Annotated in this window: 16 protein-coding genes and 1 other RNA gene; 3 read left to right on the forward strand and 14 right to left on the reverse strand. The window is 29.0% G+C overall.

Features of this window, described 5'->3' with window-relative positions:
• Positions 1 to 173: 173 nt before the first annotated feature.
• The 7 genes from fucO to gpsB form a co-directional block, all read right to left on the reverse strand.
• Positions 174 to 1,319, reverse strand: a complete 1,146-nt coding sequence (gene fucO, locus ACLR9T_RS07215) for a lactaldehyde reductase (protein ID WP_413108866.1) — start codon at positions 1,317 to 1,319, stop codon at positions 174 to 176.
• Positions 1,320 to 1,407: 88 nt separating this feature from the next.
• Entirely contained in the window at positions 1,408 to 1,983 is a 576-nt protein-coding gene (locus ACLR9T_RS07220; RefSeq protein WP_413108867.1) for a flavodoxin family protein, read from the reverse strand.
• On the reverse strand, positions 1,976 to 2,620 hold the full coding sequence (locus ACLR9T_RS07225; protein ID WP_413108868.1) for a TetR/AcrR family transcriptional regulator: 645 nt from the start codon (positions 2,618 to 2,620) through the stop codon (positions 1,976 to 1,978). Before ACLR9T_RS07225 ends, ACLR9T_RS07220 begins: the two co-directional genes overlap by 8 nt.
• 144 nt (positions 2,621 to 2,764) lie before the next feature.
• Positions 2,765 to 3,439, reverse strand: coding sequence for a manganese catalase family protein (locus ACLR9T_RS07230; protein ID WP_413108869.1), 675 nt, complete (start codon positions 3,437 to 3,439; stop codon positions 2,765 to 2,767).
• Positions 3,440 to 3,498: 59 nt separating this feature from the next.
• Positions 3,499 to 4,062: a TetR/AcrR family transcriptional regulator C-terminal domain-containing protein gene (locus ACLR9T_RS07235; protein WP_413108870.1), complete on the reverse strand. Its 564-nt coding sequence runs from the start codon at positions 4,060 to 4,062 to the stop codon at positions 3,499 to 3,501.
• An 85-nt stretch (positions 4,063 to 4,147) separates the two neighbouring features.
• Positions 4,148 to 4,467: RNase P RNA component class B (gene rnpB, locus ACLR9T_RS07240), an RNA gene on the reverse strand.
• A gap of 91 nt (positions 4,468 to 4,558) precedes the next feature.
• A complete protein-coding gene (gene gpsB, locus ACLR9T_RS07245) occupies positions 4,559 to 4,894 on the reverse strand; it encodes a cell division regulator GpsB (protein WP_413108871.1) in 336 nt (111 codons plus the stop codon).
• Between the two features lie 180 nt (positions 4,895 to 5,074).
• Between gpsB and recU the strand changes: the two genes are divergently transcribed.
• The gene (gene recU, locus ACLR9T_RS07250) at positions 5,075 to 5,674 is read left to right on the forward strand and encodes a Holliday junction resolvase RecU (RefSeq protein ID WP_413108872.1); all 600 of its coding nucleotides are present in this window, start codon (positions 5,075 to 5,077) and stop codon (positions 5,672 to 5,674) included.
• Positions 5,664 to 8,357, forward strand: a complete 2,694-nt coding sequence (locus ACLR9T_RS07255; protein ID WP_413108873.1) for a transglycosylase domain-containing protein — start codon at positions 5,664 to 5,666, stop codon at positions 8,355 to 8,357. The genes recU and ACLR9T_RS07255 overlap by 11 nt, the downstream gene beginning before the upstream one ends.
• Before the next feature lie 93 nt (positions 8,358 to 8,450).
• Here the strand turns inward: ACLR9T_RS07255 and nth are convergent, their stop codons facing one another.
• From nth to spoIVA, 7 genes are all read right to left on the reverse strand, one after another.
• Entirely contained in the window at positions 8,451 to 9,107 is a 657-nt protein-coding gene (gene nth, locus ACLR9T_RS07260; protein ID WP_413108874.1) for an endonuclease III, read from the reverse strand.
• Positions 9,100 to 9,693: a DnaD domain-containing protein gene (locus ACLR9T_RS07265; RefSeq protein ID WP_413108875.1), complete on the reverse strand. Its 594-nt coding sequence runs from the start codon at positions 9,691 to 9,693 to the stop codon at positions 9,100 to 9,102. The genes nth and ACLR9T_RS07265 overlap by 8 nt, the downstream gene beginning before the upstream one ends.
• Positions 9,694 to 9,698: 5 nt before the next feature.
• Positions 9,699 to 10,190, reverse strand: coding sequence for a hypothetical protein (locus ACLR9T_RS07270; protein ID WP_413108876.1), 492 nt, complete (start codon positions 10,188 to 10,190; stop codon positions 9,699 to 9,701).
• Between the two features lie 102 nt (positions 10,191 to 10,292).
• Positions 10,293 to 16,061, reverse strand: a complete 5,769-nt coding sequence (locus ACLR9T_RS07275; protein WP_413108877.1) for a beta-N-acetylglucosaminidase domain-containing protein — start codon at positions 16,059 to 16,061, stop codon at positions 10,293 to 10,295.
• 164 nt (positions 16,062 to 16,225) lie between these two features.
• Positions 16,226 to 16,933 carry a zinc metallopeptidase gene (locus ACLR9T_RS07280; RefSeq protein ID WP_413108878.1) on the reverse strand — a complete coding sequence of 236 codons (708 nt, stop codon included), beginning with the start codon at positions 16,931 to 16,933 and terminating at the stop codon, positions 16,226 to 16,228.
• Positions 16,934 to 17,032: 99 nt separating this feature from the next.
• The gene (locus ACLR9T_RS07285; RefSeq protein WP_092354260.1) at positions 17,033 to 17,305 is read right to left on the reverse strand and encodes an HU family DNA-binding protein; all 273 of its coding nucleotides are present in this window, start codon (positions 17,303 to 17,305) and stop codon (positions 17,033 to 17,035) included.
• A gap of 64 nt (positions 17,306 to 17,369) precedes the next feature.
• A complete protein-coding gene (gene spoIVA, locus ACLR9T_RS07290) occupies positions 17,370 to 18,845 on the reverse strand; it encodes a stage IV sporulation protein A (RefSeq protein WP_413108879.1) in 1,476 nt (491 codons plus the stop codon).
• A 266-nt stretch (positions 18,846 to 19,111) separates the two neighbouring features.
• Here spoIVA and ACLR9T_RS07295 point away from each other — a divergent pair, with 266 nt between their 5' ends.
• Positions 19,112 to 20,272 (forward strand): aminotransferase class I/II-fold pyridoxal phosphate-dependent enzyme, encoded by a 1,161-nt coding sequence (locus ACLR9T_RS07295; protein ID WP_413108880.1) that lies wholly within the window; start codon positions 19,112 to 19,114, stop codon positions 20,270 to 20,272.
• Positions 20,273 to 20,593 lie beyond the last annotated feature (321 nt).

The raw sequence follows: 20,593 nt of genomic DNA on the forward strand, positions 1-20,593 counted from the left end.
ACAATAACCTAATCACATTTATTTTATGAAAGATTCTTAAAAAATATACGTCTTCTTTTTTAATATTTCAATTCAATGTTATTATTTTTTTATTAACTTTACATTAACAAATACTCATAAATAAAAAAAGTTGAACAAATCAATTTAATTAACTTGCTCAACTTTTTATATTATTATAATAATGATTTATACAACTCTTTAATTTCGGCAACACTAGTCTCTCTTGGATTACCTGGTCGACAAGCATCAGCATAGGCTGATTGAGATAAAAAATCTAAATCCTCAATTTTTACAATTTCTTTTAAATTTTCCGGTATTCCCACATCCTGTGATAATTTTTTAACTGCATCAATAGCTGCTTTGCGATAAGTTTCTTGATCCATACCAGCTGTATCAATTCCCATTGCTTCAGCAATATCTTTATATTTTGATCCTGTAGCAGGTGCATTATATTCCATTACAGTTGGTAAAATAATCGCATTTGCAATTCCATGAGGTGTATCATATAAAGCACCTAATGGATGTGCCATAGAATGAACAATTCCTAGACCAACGTTAGAAAATCCCATTCCAGCAATATATTGCCCTAACGCCATATCTGCACGCCCCTCAGGAGTATTATTCACTGCACCTCTTAATGAGCGTGCAATAATCTCAATGGCCTTGAGATGAAACATATCACTCATCTCCCATGCTCCAGCAGTAATATATCCTTCAATTGCATGAGTTAAAGCATCCATTCCAGTAGCAGCAGTTAACCCTTCAGGCATACTAGACATCATATCTGGATCTACAAAAGCTACAATTGGTAAATCATGAGGATCAACGCATACCATTTTACGATCTTTTTGTGCATCAGTAATTACATAGTTAATAGTAACTTCCGCTGCTGTTCCTGCTGTTGTAGGTACGGCTAAAATTGGTGTACATGGGTTTTTAGTATCTGCAACACCTTCTAAACTTCTTACATCTCCAAACTCCGGATTTCTATCAATAATTCCAATTGCTTTAGCGGTATCCATTGAAGAACCACCACCTATAGCAATTATATAATCAGCTCCAGCTTCTTGTAATGCTTTAACCCCATTTTGAACATTTTCAATTGTTGGATTCGCTTTAATATCAGAATAAATTACATAATCTAAACCAGCTTCATCTAATAAATCAGTAACTTTTTTAGTAACTCCAAATTTAATTAAATCCGGATCAGAGCATATCATCGCTTTTTTAAAATCACGCGCCTTAACTTCTGTTACAATTTCATTAATTGCCCCACTTCCATGATAACTAGTTTCATTTAAAATAAATCTATTTGCCATATTTAGAACCTCCTTTATTTCTTGATAAAATTTTAACATGCTCTTCTTTAAACATTCAAGTTACAAATAAAATGGTTTGTAACATTTTTTATATTTTATTTATTAACTTATCAATTTTTCTTAACAATGATTTTGGCAACTCTTTTTTCTTTATTGAATTAGTACATATTACTTTACCACAACTCTTTATCCCTGCTGTTTTAAAAAACTCATTAATATTTCTTACTAATCCTCTACTTTGTCCATAAATCCAGGAAAATGGAAAAGGGGTTTTACATGATGTTAAAAGCAAATACCTTTTTCCAGTTAATCGAGGTTTTGGAAAAGTATTAGTCTCTTCCATAGCCACCCCTAGTAAACGGTCAAACATATTCTTTAAAATTGCAGGAACATTTGCCCAATATACCGGAGTAGCAACAATAATAATATCAGCTTCCTTTAATAAATAAGATATTTCTATTATATCATCATTTATAATACATATTCCTGTGTCAAGACAAGTGCGACATCCTTTACAGTAAAGAAGATTTTTATTATAAAGGTTTATTTTAGTTACTTGATGTCCACTCCTTTTTAAAGCCTCAATTGTATAATCCAACATCTTTGCAGTTATTCCATTAAAATGAGGACTAGCTAAAATTGCTAATATTTTATTTTTACTCATGAGTTCTCTCCTGAGAAATTGAACTATACAATAAATTAAAGCCATAATCTAAAAATTCTTTTTTAGACATTTTTAGTTCTTTAATAATATACTCTTTCTTTTTTGATGCCATTTGAATAAGACCCGATAACATTGCCCAAAAAGAAATTATTGTTGGAATAGTTTTTATATCAAAACGTATCTCACCATTATTGATACCTTCATCTAAAAATGATTTAATAGCCATATTTATTTTTTCACCTATTTGATATATTTCTGATTCTTCTTGTAAATAATCTTTATTATCAAAATCTATATCAATTTTATCAACTGCCATATCAAAATAAAAAGGAAACTCTTCTTGGTATTTTACTAATCCATAACAAATACAATCATATTTTTCTCTTATTAATATATGTTTTCCTAAAGCATCACTAATATACCCAAACAATTTTTTCATACTTCTTAACACTAAAATATTAATAATTTCTTCTTTATTTTTAAAATATACATACAATGTTGCCTTACTATATTTTGACTCCTTTGCTATATCATCCATTGAAGTAGCTCTAATACCTTTTTTTATAAAAAGTTTCTCTGCACAAACTAAAATTTTTTCTCGATGCACACATAACGGTTCACTTTTTCTTCGTCCCATAATTTTCCCTCACAAATAATTAAACTTATAGTTTAATTATTTCAATAATAATAATCATTGTCAAGTAAAATTAAAAAAACTGGATAAATAACTTTTAAATATGTTAATATATCACAGTTTTACATTATTTAATTATTTATGATATTAAAACTTGTCTAAATTAAAACTTGGAGGAACATCATTAGGATCAAAATTTTGTCCCGATAAATCAGATAAATCAAAATAAATACGGGAATCTTTTGTTACTCCCCAATCCTTTTGAGAACCAGCAGAATCTTGAATCTTATTAAATGCTTGACGGAACATTGTATTATGAGCTTCTTCACGATTTAATAAAAAGTCAATCGTTTCTCTAACACCTTCATCATCTATTTGACGATATAAATTTTGATAAACCACTTTAGCTCTTTGTTCGGATGCAATGTTTGATAAGATATCCGCAGCTAAATCTCCTGTTTCATTGACATAAGCAGCTGTCCATAAATATCCTGATGCATTTGCTAACATTGGCGTTAATCCAGTTAAAACATGGGCTTCAACATTACCAATAGTCGCTTCAGTTGCTTGAGGCTGATCACCATTTAAAAGATTAATCAGTTGCGCAATCATTTCTAAATGAGACAATTCCTCAGTTGCAATATCTAAGAATAAATCTCTAATTTCTTTATCTTTAATTCTAAAACTTTGTGCAAAATATTGCATTGCAGCTTTTAACTCACCTTGTGGTCCACCTAACTGCTCTTGTAAAAGTGTTGCATAATTAGGATTAGGTCGCTCCACTTTTACTGGATGTAAATAATGACTTTCATATTTAAACATAATAATCACCTCATTATTATTATGAATATTTTTAATGATTTTATTCTTAATAGATAAATTTATAATTCTTTTTTTTGAATATTTAAAATAAATGGCTCTAATCTTTTTGGCAGTGCTTCAATTAATAAAACCACTATACTATCAGTTTCTATTGGCATATTATTTAATACCCAATCAACTGTCATATCAATTGAACCTTTACAGTACATTTTTAATAAAAAATCAAGTTCTTTATCTATTTGATGATTCAAATTATTTTCAATAATTTCCTTATAAAATTCATAAATACAATAATAATCATAATTAATTAAATTATTATAATCATTAGCCTTAAAAGCTTCTTTAAAAAATGAATGTTCATTTTCAATAAATTTAAACTTTAAATGTAATGCTTCATACAATGAACAACCATTACCCATTTGACGAAATGATTTCAAAACTAACTTTTCAAAATACCAATTTACTAAATCATACTTATCTTTAAAATAACGATAAAATGTTTGCCTTGTTTTTCCTGCACTAGTAACAATATCCGTTACAGTAATTTTATCTAATGGTCTTGTTCTAATTAATTCTTTTATTGCTTTAGCAAATATATATCTTGTATGATCATGTTTATCCATAGCTCTACCTCTTTTTTAATCTTAAACAAAGCAGCAATTTTAAACAAATAAAAAAGCTGAATAATATCAGCTAATTAGACTCGCTTCGTAAGCCAAGTTCTGTTTTTCAAACGATTATTTATCTATGCATATGCATCCATCTCTTAGTTCAATTCCCTCAAGATGATTCCCCTACCAAATTTGGGTTTCTTCCTTGCAGAGTTTACCTCTTTTCAGCTAATCTTTCGATTAGAATAGTCTCTGTGGCACTTTACGGCTTATCAACCATACTTACGCTTAGGTCTTAGGCCCGTCGTTAGCTCACGCTACTGTGACTTATTGATTCGTCACATACAAACACTACAAGCATCGCAGCTTGTGGAAGCCTGGACTTTCCTCTACTTTTGTAGCAATCGTTTTCTACGAGTCTTTTATATTTTACCTGTTTTTAAAAAGAAAACAAGTATTAAAATATAGTTAGATAAAATTTTTAAAATATAAATTGAAATATATCTTATTATTTATTTTGATTAAATACTACTTTTTCCAATAAAGATAGCCTCTTTAAAATATCAACATTAGTTGAAAGATTTTCTTCCATTGCATGAATATTATCATCTTGAAGCGCTTTTTCACGTTCTAGTTTAGCAATTTTAATCTTTTGTTCACTTAATCGAGCTTCTAATTGATCAATCTTATCATACGAAGCATTTAACATAGCTGCAAAAGCCTCATAATCTTTGACAATCATATCTAAAAAATGATCTACTTCTTCTGCATTATAACCTTTAAAATCAACTTTAAATTCTTTAGCAACTATTTTTTTTGGACTTAACAAAATTTTTGGTTCCAAGTTAATCAACTCCTATCTATATAATATATTGAAACAAAAATCTTCATTAAATGCAAGTGATTAATATATTTGTTATTAAATTTAACAAAATTTACAATGTTTAGGAAACTAACAAGATATTATGATATTTTATCATAGTTATGGTATAATACCTACGTAAAGTAATAAAAAGGAGCAATTATGGTTAATTATCCCAACATGAAAAAGACGACTATTCGTCAAACTAAGTTGATTGATGGAAAATTAAATACTCGGCACCGAGGAATGAATCTTGAAGAAGATTTGAATTTAACAAATAAATTTTATTTAGCTAATGGTATTGCAAATATTCATAAAAAACCAACACCTATTCAAATCGTTAAAGTTGATTATCCCAAAAGATCAGCAGCAAAAATCGTTGAGGCTTATTTTAAAACACCTTCAACAACTGATTACAATGGAATATATAAAGGGCGATATTTAGATTTTGAAGCTAAAGAAACAAAAAAATTAAATTTTCCTTTTACTAACATTAGTGTTCATCAGATTGAACATTTAAAAAGCGTTATTAATCATCATGGAATTGCATTTGTTATTATTGCTTTTACTCATCTAAATGAGGTATACTTAATTGATGCTTCATATATAATTGAAGCATATAATCAAGCTGGTCAAAAATCAATACCTTATCAAAGTGTTAAGGAAAAAGGACATCTGGTTGAACAAGGATTTAATCCACGTTTAAATTATCTAAAAATTATTGATCAGTACTATATAGGAGGTCACGAAAATGACAGATAACCCTACTACAAGAGAAAATAAGAAAAAAAGATTGAATTGGAAAAAAGTTTTTACAAGTTTTATCGTTATAATTATTGTCGTTTGCCTTTCGGGTGGATGTTTTTTTGCATGGTCTGTTTACAAAGAAACAGAAGATTTTTCAACTGAGCGTCTACTTTCTGGTGAAGCAAGTAAAATCTATGATGCTAATGGCGAATTAATGTATACATATGGTAGTGATGTCAATGGTAAACGTGAAAATATTACTTATGAAGATTTACCACAGGTATTGATTGATGCCGTTATAGCCGCTGAAGATTCACGTTTTTTTGAACATGATGGCTTTGATTTACCACGTATTGCTAAAACATTAATTACTAATTTAGCTCATTTTAGTATTCGTGGAGGGGGTTCAACAATTACCCAGCAGGTAATTAAAAAATCATACTTCCCTAAAGAAGAACAAACTTATACTCGAAAAATTAGTGAAATCTTTTTAGCAATTCAAGCAACTAAAGAAGTAAGTAAAGAAGAAATTATTACTCTATATTTAAATAAAATCTATTTTGGACGCAGTACTAATTCAATCGGAATTGCTGCTGCTAGTAAATATTATTTTAATAAAGAAGTATCACAACTTACTTTACCTGAAGCAGCATTACTAGCTGGTACCTTAAACTCACCTAGTGCATATGATCCATACTATAATCTTGACTTAGCTAATAAGCGTCGTAATGTGATATTAGATTTGATGGTCAATCATGGGTATATCACTCAACAGGAATGTGATCTGGCAAAACAAGTTAAAATTGAAAATATGTTATCTCAATCAAATATGGCTTCAGATAATGCTCTAGCATCATATGTTGATCTAGTAACTGCAGAGGTAAAAGAAAAAACAGGTTTAGACCCAGCAGAAACACAAATGAATATTTATACTTATTGCAATCAAGAAGCCCAAAAGAAAGCTACTGAATTTGCTAATGGTGAAACATATAAATACACTGATGAAGAGATGCAGATGTCTGGAAGCATCCAATCTACTCAGGATGGACGAATTATCGCTGTAATTGGAGGGCGTAATTATAAAGCCGGAGACAAGAACAAAGCGACCTTAAAAAGACAACCTGGTTCTTCAATGAAACCAATTATTGATTATGGTCTAGCCTATAAATATCTAGACTGGTCAACTGTGCACACTGTTGTTGATGAACCGAAATCATTTGGAAGTTATACCCCTAAAAACTGGGATAATAGTTTCCACGGTTCTATGCAAATCAAAGAAGCATTACTGCAATCTTGGAATATTCCTGCTGTATCGACTTTCCAGGAAGTTTTAGAGGCAGCCTCATCAAAAGATGTAATTGCTGATATGGAATCTTTAGGTATTGATATGTCAACTGAAGATGAGAACTTAACTTTACCATATGCTATTGGTGGTTGGGCAAATGGAGTGAGCCCAATTGAACTAGCTGGTGCATATGCTACAGTCGCTAATAAGGGTGTCTATATTGAATCGCATACTGTTAATTATGTAGAAGTCACTGATAGTGATAAAACATATAATATTGATAAAGATATCCAGGCAAAAGCAAAACAGAGTATTGGTGATGATGTTTCTTTCATGATTCGTGAAACTATGTTAAGCTATTCAAATAGTGATTCTGGAAGTTATAAGTATTTAAAAGGTATTGATAACATTGGTGCTAAGACAGGTACTTCAAATACTAAAAGTGGTGCTAGTAAAGATTTATGGATGACTGGATATACTCCTGACTATACTTGTTCTGTATGGATGGGATTTGAGGAAAAAGCTTTAGCAAATGGGAAAAATACTTCAAAATATAAAGCGTACCCAGGGCAAGTTGTTGGTGAATTATTAAGATATCTTGAAAAAAATACTTCAGATAAAAAATCATATCCTGATAAACCTGATACAGTTGAAGAAATTAAGATTCTTGCTGGTGTTTATCCTTATGTAAGCCCAAATTCTAATACCCCATCTGATAAGGTTTATACTGGTTGGGCTAAAAAAGGAACTGGTCCAAGTGAATCAGCAGTAGAATATGATATAAACCATCTATCATCATTTAGTGCTTCACTTTCTAGTAATGGGAAAATCGCAGTAGAATTTAGTGAGTATGATCCTGCAAACGCTGCAACAGATGAAAATGCAACTGAAGCTACAAAAATGTATGGAGTAATCGAATATGTTGTTGAAATCAGCGATCCTAATAGTCATGACATATTACATACCGCAACATTGAACCAGGCTTCTGGAACCATTGATTATAGTCCTAATGGTAAAGTTGATGTCACTGGATATTATCGTTTCCGTAAGGCACCAGGTAAAATTTCTAATAAAATTACTAAATCAGTTGGCTCAAATAAATTAGACAATAAGATAAATTATACAATCACTTCTGGTGGTACTACTGTTACAAGCGGAAGTACTACCTCGTCAAATATAATTAATGTTAAGGTGAACGCTCAAAATAGTTCAAATACAATTACTATCCAATTTTATACAATGGATGGTACTCCTGTAGGTGATGCATCTACTTTTACTGGTAATGGAACAAAAGAATTTAATTTAACTTCTGGTGTTCAATACCGTGTTAGAATTAGTGAATCAGATGGAACAAAAACCATTACTGATACAATTACATTTACTGTTGGTGGTTCTAATCCCCCAACAGAATAATTATTAAAGAAGTTAGAATTAAAATCTGACTTCTTTTTAATTTATCAAACTAAACATATTAAAAAGCACTAAATTAACAGTGCTTTATCTATTTTAACATTTAACTTTTTCTAAATATTTCTTTTTTATTGGATCTTTACACATATCAGACAATTTACATTCTTGACAATTTGGATTAGTTGCTTTACAAAAATAACGCCCAAAAAAGATGAATTGATGATGTGATTTGTTCCATCGTGAACGTTCAATAGAACGACATAATTTTTTTTCAACTGTTAAAACATTATCGTCCTTTTTTGCAAATCCTAATCTTTTAGCAATTCTTTCTACATGAGTATCTACAGCAAAAGCTGGAATATCAAAAACTACAGATCGTACAACATTCGCGGTTTTACGTCCCACCCCAGGTAAACTTTCTAGTTCCTTTTGGGCACTTGGCACTTTACCATCATATTCTTCAATTAATACCTTTGCCATTGCTAAAAGGTTTTTGGCTTTATTTCGGTATAAACCAATCGTTTTTATATCCTGCTCTAATTCTGATAATGATGCATGGCTTACAGCTTCAACTGTCGGATATTTTTTAAATAATGTTTTAGTTAATTGATTAACCTTCTTATCTGTTGTTTGTGCTGATAACATAACTGCAACTAATAATTGAAAATCTGTTTCATGATTTAATTCACAATAAGCATCAGGAAACAATTCTTCAAAATAATCTAATACTCGACCTGTTTTTTCTTTATTCATTTTCCCACCATTTATACTCACTAATTGGTACTGTTCGTTTAGGTTCTTCTTGTTCTATATAACGCTGTTTAATTCCATTTTTAGCCCAATTAGAAAGTATCCCTTCAATATATCTAAAATTAAGTACTTGGCTTTTAACAGCCTCTTTTAAAGCCTTTATAATCATCTCATCACTATATTCACAATTTTTCCAATCTTTAATAATATTAAGTTCAATCGGTGATAATGCTCTTGCAAACTGCTCTTCAAAAATACTAATCAAATTAATATCTGATTTTTCTTCTTCAACTTCTTTATTTTCTTGTAATAATTTTTGCTCAAGATTATTCAAACTAATTGAACCTAAACGATTATAGATTAGTTTTTTATTTAGTAATGATGCTAATACTCTATCTAGTTCCTGATTTGATAGCATTGAATAATTTTGAATCATTTGAGGAGTTACTGTTTGGATTCCAATATCTTTTAATGTATATACAAGCAATAAAATATGACATTCATTATCATTTATTTGTAACTCTTTTGCCCTTAATAATAGCAAACGACTAATATTAATACATTTATTCTTCATTAAATCTTTATACATAATTATTACCTACTATTATCTATTCGATATGCTTTTATAAATTCTCCATTATCAATTCCATAAAAGGCATAAATTAGTGAATTATTACCACGATACAGCAAACTATAAACAAATATTTCATTTTCATATCCTATTTCAATTACATCAGGAGTTTTTTTATACTTTTCTTTAAAAGCATCAATACATACATGTTGATCAACAACATCTCCACTATATGATTTAATAAACTTATGTTTTTCATTAAATGCTACATACTGTTCTTTATTTCCTTCTTTTGCATGGATAATATAATAACTTTTTTCACCATCATAACGATTAAAATAATCAGCACTATCATACTTGTTTTCTGCAATAATTTCCTGCTTAACTTTAGCTAAATCATTTTTATGTTTAGAATAAGGAACATGTACCCAAAGCATATAAAAACTTACTATAATAAAAACTAATACTAAAATAGCTATTAGAAAATCAAATTTATGTTTCCGTAAAAATTTCAAAACGCCACCAACTTTCTATGCCTATTATACTATCAAATTCTTGATTATAAAAGAAAAATCGAATTAATAATATATGGAGTCTTTCGACTCCATATATTACGCTTATTTTAATACTTTTCTTTTTTTGATTATTAAAACCAAACTACTAATAACTAACAAAGTAAAATTATTTTTTACTATATTACTATCACCTGTTTTCACACTACTAGAACTATCAGTGACAATTATATCTACTTCCTTTTTTACTAACTTATTAATTGCATTTTCTAATTCAATACAACAATTATCAACCTCTTCTTGTGAGCAATCAATCTGATCAAATAGAATTTTTGCTTTCTTTAAAACATCTGATAAAATCTTCCAACTATCATTAGTATATTCCAGCATATTCAAATCTTCTCCCTTAGAGATTAGTATTTCTAAACGATCTTTTATAATCAATTTTTTTTCTAAAGAGTTGATTGCTTCATTTAAAAGAGCACTAACTTCATCAATCATTACTTGACTACTTAATTCATTGTCATAAATACTCTTTGCTTGTATTAAAGCCAATAAAAATCTTTCTTTACTTTCAACTGTATATTGATCTAAATTTTTTACCTGATTAGCTTTATCTAACAGTTCTTTTAATTGTTCCTTGTTAATTATATCAGGATGATCATCATTTATAATAATTTTCAAATTAGCTTTAAGATTATTATAATTTTTAATTACCCCCATTTCTTCAATATTTCCATCTATATAAATAAGCTTTTTAGTATCACTAAATTTCTCTAAATTCCATTTAACTGGCATTAAAACTGTTAATAAGTTATCACTTTGATATGATAAACTCCCCTTAATCGCTACTTCAATTGGAATGACTTTTGGCAACATTGTTTTCAAATCCTCGATAGATATTCCCTTTTCTATTGTAATTTCAGGAAGTGCAGGAATATTCCAAATAATTGCTTCTTCATTAATCTTTCTTCCTATCACTTCAATTTCCTTAATACCTACTCCATTACCAATGGCTGCATTATTTAATTCTTTAAAATCTAGTTTTAAATATCTACACGCTACTAATTGATCAAATGAAATTGTATCAATAGGATAAGCTGAACCATTATGATCTTTTTCAATTGTATCTATAACCGTCCAATTTTCTTTATCATTAGACACTGATATATTATATTTAGTTGGATAAACTAAATTATGATATGAAATTTCTAATTCTTCAATTATACTAGTTTCTTTATCAAGATCAATAATTACCCAGGCACTATTTTCAGCATTTGGTCCTTTAATAAAATTACTATCCCATTTTGTCTGCATATCACCGTCAACCAAATTATCTGCTTTACCATCACTAGTTCCAGAAACTATTACATTTTTATTTAAAGCTAGATTTTCACTTTTTACTGTGACTTTTAGTAATAAATCATTCATTGCTTCATATAATAATCCTATTTGTTCATCAATTTCATTTTGTTTAACTTCTTCTTTTTGATAAACCTCCCAGGCACTATCATAAACTTGTTTTAATATTTTTACAGAATTATTTGTATATATAGATAGATCAAGCTTTTTAATATCAGCCAAAACAGATTCTAAAACCGCTTTATCAACTTCAATTTTACCCTCTCCCACAATTATGTTTATGCTTGCACAATAATTATTAGGGTTATTTATCTTTGAATTAATTTCTAATGTTCCCTTTAAATTACATATTCCATCTACATCTTTTTTATAACTTGTTAGATCCCAAGCAACAGGTACTTGAATAAGCTGTTCATTTTGCATGGCATCAAGAACTGAAATATTTATTAGTTTAGGTAAATCTAGTTGATCAACAGGAGTATTTAATGCTACTTTTAAATCATCAGGTTGTTCTACTGAGTGAAGCTGATAATTATTATCATTATGTTTTCCTAATATTTCTAATTCTTTTAATCCAACACCATTTCCAGCTGCAACATTATTTAATTCTTCAAAAAGCAGTCTAACATAACGAGCAGTAATCGGTGTTTGAAACTTAATATTATCAATTGGATGTGTTGGCCCATTGTGAGGCTTTTCAAGAGTTGTTACTGTTATCCAGTTTTCATGATCATTAGATACCTGGACACGATATTTAGTAGGATAAACTTTATTAAAATATTTCATTGTTATCTCATTAATAATATTTATATTATCACCTAAATCTACATATATCCATGCATTTTCACTAGCATTAGGGCCTTTAATAAAATTACTGTCCCATTTAGCATCACTTCCATCTGTAACATTCTCTTTTGTTCCATCACTAGTTCCTGAAACTACCACATCTTTTAAATATGCAATATTAGTGAGTTGATCAACATCTTCTAAAATAATATGTTCAACATATTCTCCTATATCATCTGTATCTTTGCCGCTTATTTCTGTAAATATCTCATAAATAGAAGGTAACTGATCCGCTTGCCATTCAATTCGAATAGCTAAAATATTTTGCTTTAAATTTGATACATCAAATTTTTGGGCAGCTTTATCAAAATCTCCTACATCTTTATACCCATCAATTGTTCTTACTTTTATTTTTGCTGGAACAATATTTTGTCCATCTTGTAAAATTGTAAAGTTTTTTAATTTGGTATTTTCAATCAACTGATATTCAACGTAGTCATTATTCTTTGTTGGTTTATTAACAGTAAAAACTGTAGATATATCATTATCAATACAATTATTTACATTTCCAACCAATGAACTAGTTATATTAGTAGTATCATTATTTTGAGATACTTTTTTATTAATCTCAACTTCACATAATTTTAAATAATAACCAGAATCACCAGTAATTAAGATCCTAATATATCTTGCATCCTCACCATTACCATTCCCTTCAACATAGCGATAAGGTACTTCAAATATAGAATTATCATTTTCTACTGTTGCAAGTGTAGTCCAATTTTGTTTATCAGTAGACATCTCTATTCTAGCATTATAAAATCTTGGATTTCCATCTTCAGTAACTATTTTAACATCATACAATGCTGTTGTGACACCTAAATCTATTGTTATATAATCATTTTCTTTTTGTGCCTCATTTGTCCAAATATAACTGCTATAACTATTATCAAAAAGATTTTCCCATTTACCTTCTTTTAAATCATTTTTTAGATTAGTTTCATTTATCGTTGGATTTATTTGTAAATTAGCTATCGTAGCTGATAATTTATCAATCTGTCCAGTAATATCTTCATTAGTTAAATTGATAACTCGCAAATATTTAAATACTTTTGAATCTGTAGAATCATTAACATTTTCCCATTCAATCCCATTACGAGATATTTGTAAAGATAGATCATCAAATCCAGTGTTTATAAATTTAATATTTGAACCTTCTGCTAATCCTGTCATTTTGATTCCAACATACTCATTTGGTTTAAGTTTCAAATCTTGAAGATTTCTAATACTAAATTCCTTTTTTAACACTGTTAAAGGAGTTTGTTTTAAAGATTCCACATTTGTATAAATACGTTCTTTAACAATTTCTTTTTGATTCACGCTAAATTCACGAATATGTGTCCAATAATCAGGTTTATTAACTGTTCCAGTTTCTACTAAACGTAATCTAATATACCTGGCTTTTATATCTAAATTATCCTTTTTTATATTAATCGTATCATTGTATTGCTGTCCTAATTGGTTAAAATCTACTCCATTAATTGAGTATTCTAAAACTGCTTTATGAAAATAATCATGATCGTTATCGTTCTTTCCTTGAATAATTGTTATGTTTTCAACTGGAATAACTTTTCCCATATCAATACCATAGTAGTCATTTACCTTTTGAACAATATTCCATTGACCAAATGTATTTAGATCACCATCAAAAATCTTTTTTGATTGCTCATTATCAGCTTGTTTTATTCCTCCTAATATAGAATAAAATGAAGGTATATAATCTGTATTATTACTATCAAATAGTGGTGTTAAATTATTTTTAACATAAGTAACAAGTTTATAGACAAATGGCTGAAGTCGTTTACTACCTGCCTTTGCTTTATTTACTTCACCTGCAATAGTAGGATAACTATCCCATGTTTGAAGATTCTTTCCAGCATTAGAAAATTGTTGCCACGCTTCATCAATTCGATTATCTTGAATAGCTAAAATACAATTTAAAACAGCTTTGCCACTTATAGCAATATCATTTAATGAATTAAGCCATGGTTTAAGCTCTTCAATTAAATTTTGATTTTCACATTTTTCTTCAAATCCTTTAACAGCTTTAATAATAGCCTCAAATTCATTAAGTAAATAACTAACTTCCTCATCATCTTTCAACAAACTACCTTCATTTATTTTCTTTAAAACATTATCTAAAGCCGTTTTAAGATACTCTGATTCTAAAAAGCCATTTAGTACCCTTGATGAATCAGGACAATTTGTAATATTACTAGCAATTAAATAATACTCATCCTGAACTTCTGGCTGCAAATATCTAAAGCTATCCTGCCATATGTTTTGTGCCTTATCTTGATAATCTGTACTGTTCCAAAATAATGATGCTAGCTGAAATAACGCTACTTTATTACTTTGAGCAAAACGTGAAGGGTTAGAAACCGCACCTTTTAATCCTGTCACATCATTTCTTGCATAGTAACTAATATCACCTAAGAAAATACCAGCTTTAGCATGTTCGTTAACTGGATAATTAAGCCAAAAGCAAGCATCATGAGCCGTTTTTTCTTTTACATAATTAACCGTTTCTTGAGTGATTGGCGAATTAACATCATCACCTGTCCAGTAAATGATAATTGATTGATCTAGAGCTTTTAATGCCTCTAATTCGTTTCCATCCCCTGACCAGGCTTTATTGTATCCTTGAGGGCAATATGTTAGTGGTTTACAATCTTTTGGTTTAATAAACTCTGTAGTTAAACGATTTAACAGCGTTACTACATCTTCATTTGTTCCAGCGCCAAAATCATCATTTAAAATATCAAATTTTCTAACTCCTATATCATAAAGTTGGGAAAATTTTTCAATTAATTGATTATATCTTATTTCATATGCCTGAGTATCTGATGTATTTAAACCTCTAAAAAAGCCTGAAATATGAACAGACCAGGCATAATAACATTTGGTCTCTTTTCCCACTTCCACTAAATGTTTTATTTTTTCTATTTCTTCAAGTGGATATTTTTCGTTCCATTTATCCGTATGATACAAATCGGTTTTTGAAGCATATACATAATTATTCATTTTTACATCACGCGCAAAACGCATTAAACTTTCACGTTCTTGATAATTCCAGCCCCCATAAAACCCTTCAATAAAACCACGATATTCCATCATTGCATAATCTTCAATTTGGACATTTAAAAATTTATTTCCATCAAAAGAAGAAAACATCATTTGTAACGTTGCTACACCATAAAATGTACTATCTGTATCTTTACCAACTATCGTAATGATATTATCATTTGCGACTAAGACATATGGATTTATTTTTGAATACAGCTGTTTATCTTGAATACTAATATTATTATCTATATATTTATCTGCTATCTGATTAGAATCTCTTACTCCTAATAAAATATTTGTCTTTCCTTCTTTGATCTCATTACTGACTACATAATTTTTATTATACTTGCTAAGTAGTTCTTCTAAAAATTTTTTTGTATATTGGTCAATTTGTGTTTCGTAAACAACATTTACAACCTCACTCATCATAAAATCCTGTCCATCATATACAATTGATTGCGGAACTGGATATATTTTGTATTCATTTTCTGTTGATAAGGAAGTTCTTGTCTTATCATGAGCAAAAACATTTAAATTTGATGTTGAAAAAAACATCAGTAATACTAAAATAACAATTAAACTTTTTTTCCATTTCTCCATAATTATTCCCTTTCTTATTTTCTTTTTAATATCTTCCCTTTATATTAATAATATCATTACTATTGTAAGATATATTTATATTTTTTGATGGTCTATTTACAAATTGTTATTTTTATAAAAAAGGGACTCAAAACTTTTAAAAAGTTTTGAGTCCCAAAATAAAACTAATCTCGATCATTGCCTAATACAATCAAAACAATTCTAAGTAGTGATAAAACAGTTGATAACATTGCAGCAACATATGTAAACGCAGCTGCAGATAACATTGATTTAGCACCACTATATTCATCACTGGTAAGATAATTTGTTTTTAAAATTTGCAATGCCCTTGATGAAGCATCAAATTCAACTGGCAATGTAACTATTTGGAAAAGTAAAATTCCCGACATTAAAATAACACCAATCCAAGCTACACTAGTTTTTCCCATTAACAATCCAATAAATACAGCAATCCATCCTAAATATTGACCAACATTACATAATGGTAAAATTGCATTTCTAAACACTAAAGGTCGATAACCGACTAAGTGTTGAATTGCATGTCCACATTCATGACTCGCTACTGCCAAGGCAGCAATTGAAGTACCATCATAAATGCCCTTTGATAGATTAATTGTTCGATTTCTAGGATTATAATGATCAGATAATTTTCCGCCTACTTGATTTATCATAACATCATGTAGACCATTTCGATCTAAAATTTCTCTAGCTACCATTGCACCTGTTATTCCTCGACTGTTAGGAATTTTTTCAAATTTACTATAAGCACTATTTACTTTTATCTGAGCATAAATCATAATTATTGCTCCAATGGCAACTAAAAGATAACCAATCATATAAGCTGACGACATTGGATAATAAAAAAATGGCATATTTCTCAACTCCTTTGTATCTATTATACACGATATTATTAACTTTTTATTAATAATATAATAAAAAATTCATTTAATTAAAATATAAAAGATGCAATATTAATTCATTGCATCTTTTAAACGATTACTTGGTTTAAAAGTAACTGTCTTGCTAGCAGGAATAATCATCTCTTTTTGTGTTTTAGGTGAAATTCCTTTACGAGCTTTACGATCATTTACTTTAAAAGTCCCAAATCCAGAGATCAATACTTTATCTCCTTCAATAACACTACGTGTAATTGTATTAAAAACTGTATCTACTAAAATTTCGGCATCTTTTTTAGTCAAGTTTCTTTCTTTAGACACTGATTCAACTAATTCTTTCTTATTCATAACTACCTCCATAATTCTAATACCACGAAAGTATAACATTAAAAATTACCGATTTCAAGCACTTTTAAAGGACAATTGCAATAACGTTACTTTTCCCTTTATTTACTATTTTTGATAAAATATCATGAAGTCTTAAACTTGCATTTTCTGGAATTGCATTCAACTTAATATACATTCCTTCTTCAATTAAATCGCCTAATTTACGACCAAAAACATCACAATCAAAAATTGCCTGCTTATCATTACCACTAGAATTTAAATACTCAATAAATGCTTCTGCCTGTTCTTTAGAACCAATAATAGGTTCAAATGTGCTTTCAATATCTACCTTGATCATATAAGTAGTTCCTGCCTTTGATACTAACTTCATCCCATAACGCGGTCCTTGTTTAATAACCACTGGTTCGCTTAACTCAATTTCATCTAATTTTGGAATAGCATAACCATATCCTGTTTGTTTAACCATTCTAATTGCATTTGAAAAACCTTCGTATTCTTTCTTTATATCAACTAACTCTTGAATAAAAGTTAAGAATGTAGCTTGATCAAAGCCTTTATCCCCAATTATTTCTTCAAGTATTTCATTATACAAACCATCTCGTTCTTCTATTTTTAAAGTAGCACTAGATGTACTTGTATCAATTCCTGTTAAATATGCCTTATCAACAAAGTCATATTCACTAATTGCATCACCAATTCTTTCAACATCTTTGAACTTTTTTATTGACTGCAATGATTCTTTTAATGATGTATCTAAAGTTTGTTTTAGCCAATGATTACTTGACATCATTGCTAACCATTTAGGTACTTCAATACGTACTTCACTGATTTTAAATTCATATAATGCATCCTTTAGTAAAGAAACAATTTGAGGTTCCTCCATATTTGTAACATCCATTGATAATACAGGTACATCATACTTTTCAGTTAGTCTTTCATATTCTTTTTTACATTCAGCACTATTAACATCTTTTGTATTAATAATTACAATAAAAGGTTTATCAATTTCCTGTAATTCATCAATAATACTATCTGTTGCCTCAATATAATTATCACCTGGAATATCACAGATACTACCATCACTAGTAATTACAATTCCAATTGTCGAATGATCTTGAATTACTTTTTTTGTACCTACTTTAGCTGCTTGATCAAAAGGAATCGATTCTAAATACCATGGTGTCTTAACATAACGTATTCCCTGGTCATCTTTATATCCTTTTGCACCTTCAATAACATAACCAACACAATCAACCAAACGGACATTAACCTTAAAACTTTCATCCATTACCATTTCTACAGCCTGATTAGGTATAAATTTTGGTTCAACTGTCATTATCATTTTACCCTTACCTGACTGAGGTAATTCATCAATCGCTCTTAATCGTGCATCTTTATCTTCGATATAGGGAATAACTGCCATTTCCATAAAACGTTTTATAAATGAAGACTTTCCACTTCTTACTGGTCCTACTACCCCCAAATATATGTCCCCATCGCATCTTTTAGCGATATCATGTAAGATATTTTTCGTTTCCATTGTAAACTCCTCTCTTCGTCTTATTTATATGAAATCTGCCTATTTTTAGAACACATCTAAAGATAAAATTGTTATATTATAGTCAGAAAAAAGTTTTATATCAAAATAAAAATCCAGCTATTTTAATATCACTAAATACTTATTTTATTTTTCTACAATTTAATAATAAAATTACTTTATTAATTATCCAAAATATGACAATAGTTAATATTTCTCTTTAACTCCATATTCCTTTGTATTAAAATAGACAAGAGGTGAATTATCAAATGAATTTTTCAAAACGAATGGATTTATTTCCTGAAAGTATTTTTACTACATTAGCAAAAAAAACTACTTATCGAAAACAAGCAGGTTTAGAAGTTATCGATTTTAGTACGGGTACACCTAATATTCCACCAACTAGAAATATTCGTGAAGTATTAGCTAAAGCTGCTCTTGAACCTAAAAATTATGTGTACGCAATCAATGATCTTCCAGAATTAGTAGCTGCTGTAATAAACTGGTATCAAAAAAGATATAATGTTTCTTTAAATAATGATGAAGTTTGTTCATTACTTGGATCCCAAGAAGGTTTATCACATCTAGCAATGATTTTAATTAATGAAGGTGATACTGTTTTAGTTCCTAATCCAAGTTATCCAGTATTTAAAGATGGTCCCTTAATTGCAGGAGCTAGAATTGTTGAAATGCCTTTATTAAAAGAAAATAATTATTTAATTGATTTTGAAGCTATTAATAAAGATGATGCAAAATTAGCTAAGTTCATGATTGTATCATATCCTAATAATCCAACTTGCGGGATAGCTGATGACAAATTTTATTTAAAATTAATTGAGTTTGCTAAAAAATATAATATTATTGTTCTTCATGATAATGCTTATAGTGAATTATTATTTGATAACCCAGGTAAAAGCTTTATGTCTTATCCTGGTGCTAAAGAAATCGGAATTGAATTTAATTCACTATCAAAAACGTATGGACTAGCAGGGGCTAGGATAGGATTTGCTATAGGTAATAAGAATATTATTAAACAAATAAAAACTTTAAAATCAAATATGGATTATGGAATGTTTATTCCTATTCAATTAGCTGCTATTGAAGCAATTAGTGGTGATCAATCTTGCGTCGAACAAACACGTATGGCATATAAAAAACGCCGTGATACATTTTTAGATAATGCTAAAAAAATAGGTTGGGAAATTGAAGAATCAAAAGGAACTATGTTTATTTGGGCTAAGATTCCTAATAAATATAAAACCTCAATTGATTTTGTTAATGACTTATTTGATAAAACTGGTATCTTATTTGTTCCAGGAAGTGCATTTGGTACATATGGAGAAGGCTTTGTTAGAATTGCATTAATCCAAGAAATTGAATTAATAGAAAAAGCATTTATTACTATGAGTAAAACAGATATTTTTAAATAAAAAAAGCGTATAGAAGATGATTATATTTCATATTCCATCACGCTTTTTTAGAAAATATATATTAAAACTCTTTTATATTTAATCAGGAAATAATTTATACTTTAACAAATTTTTCAATTCAATTATATGATATACAAATCAATAAAATATATAAATGCCAGTATACAGTAGATGATAAGAAATTAATATCCATATATTGTTTTGTTATCCTTATAAGATAAAAAACAGGTACTATAAAACGTACCTATTTAATTTACCATGGTCTTGGTGGCCCTGGTGGTCTTGGTGGTCCCGGCGGAAACGGTGGCCCTGGTGGTCTTG

Source organism: Thomasclavelia sp. (assembly GCF_047249845.1).
Classification (GTDB): Bacteria; Bacillota_I; Bacilli_A; order Erysipelotrichales; family Coprobacillaceae; genus Thomasclavelia.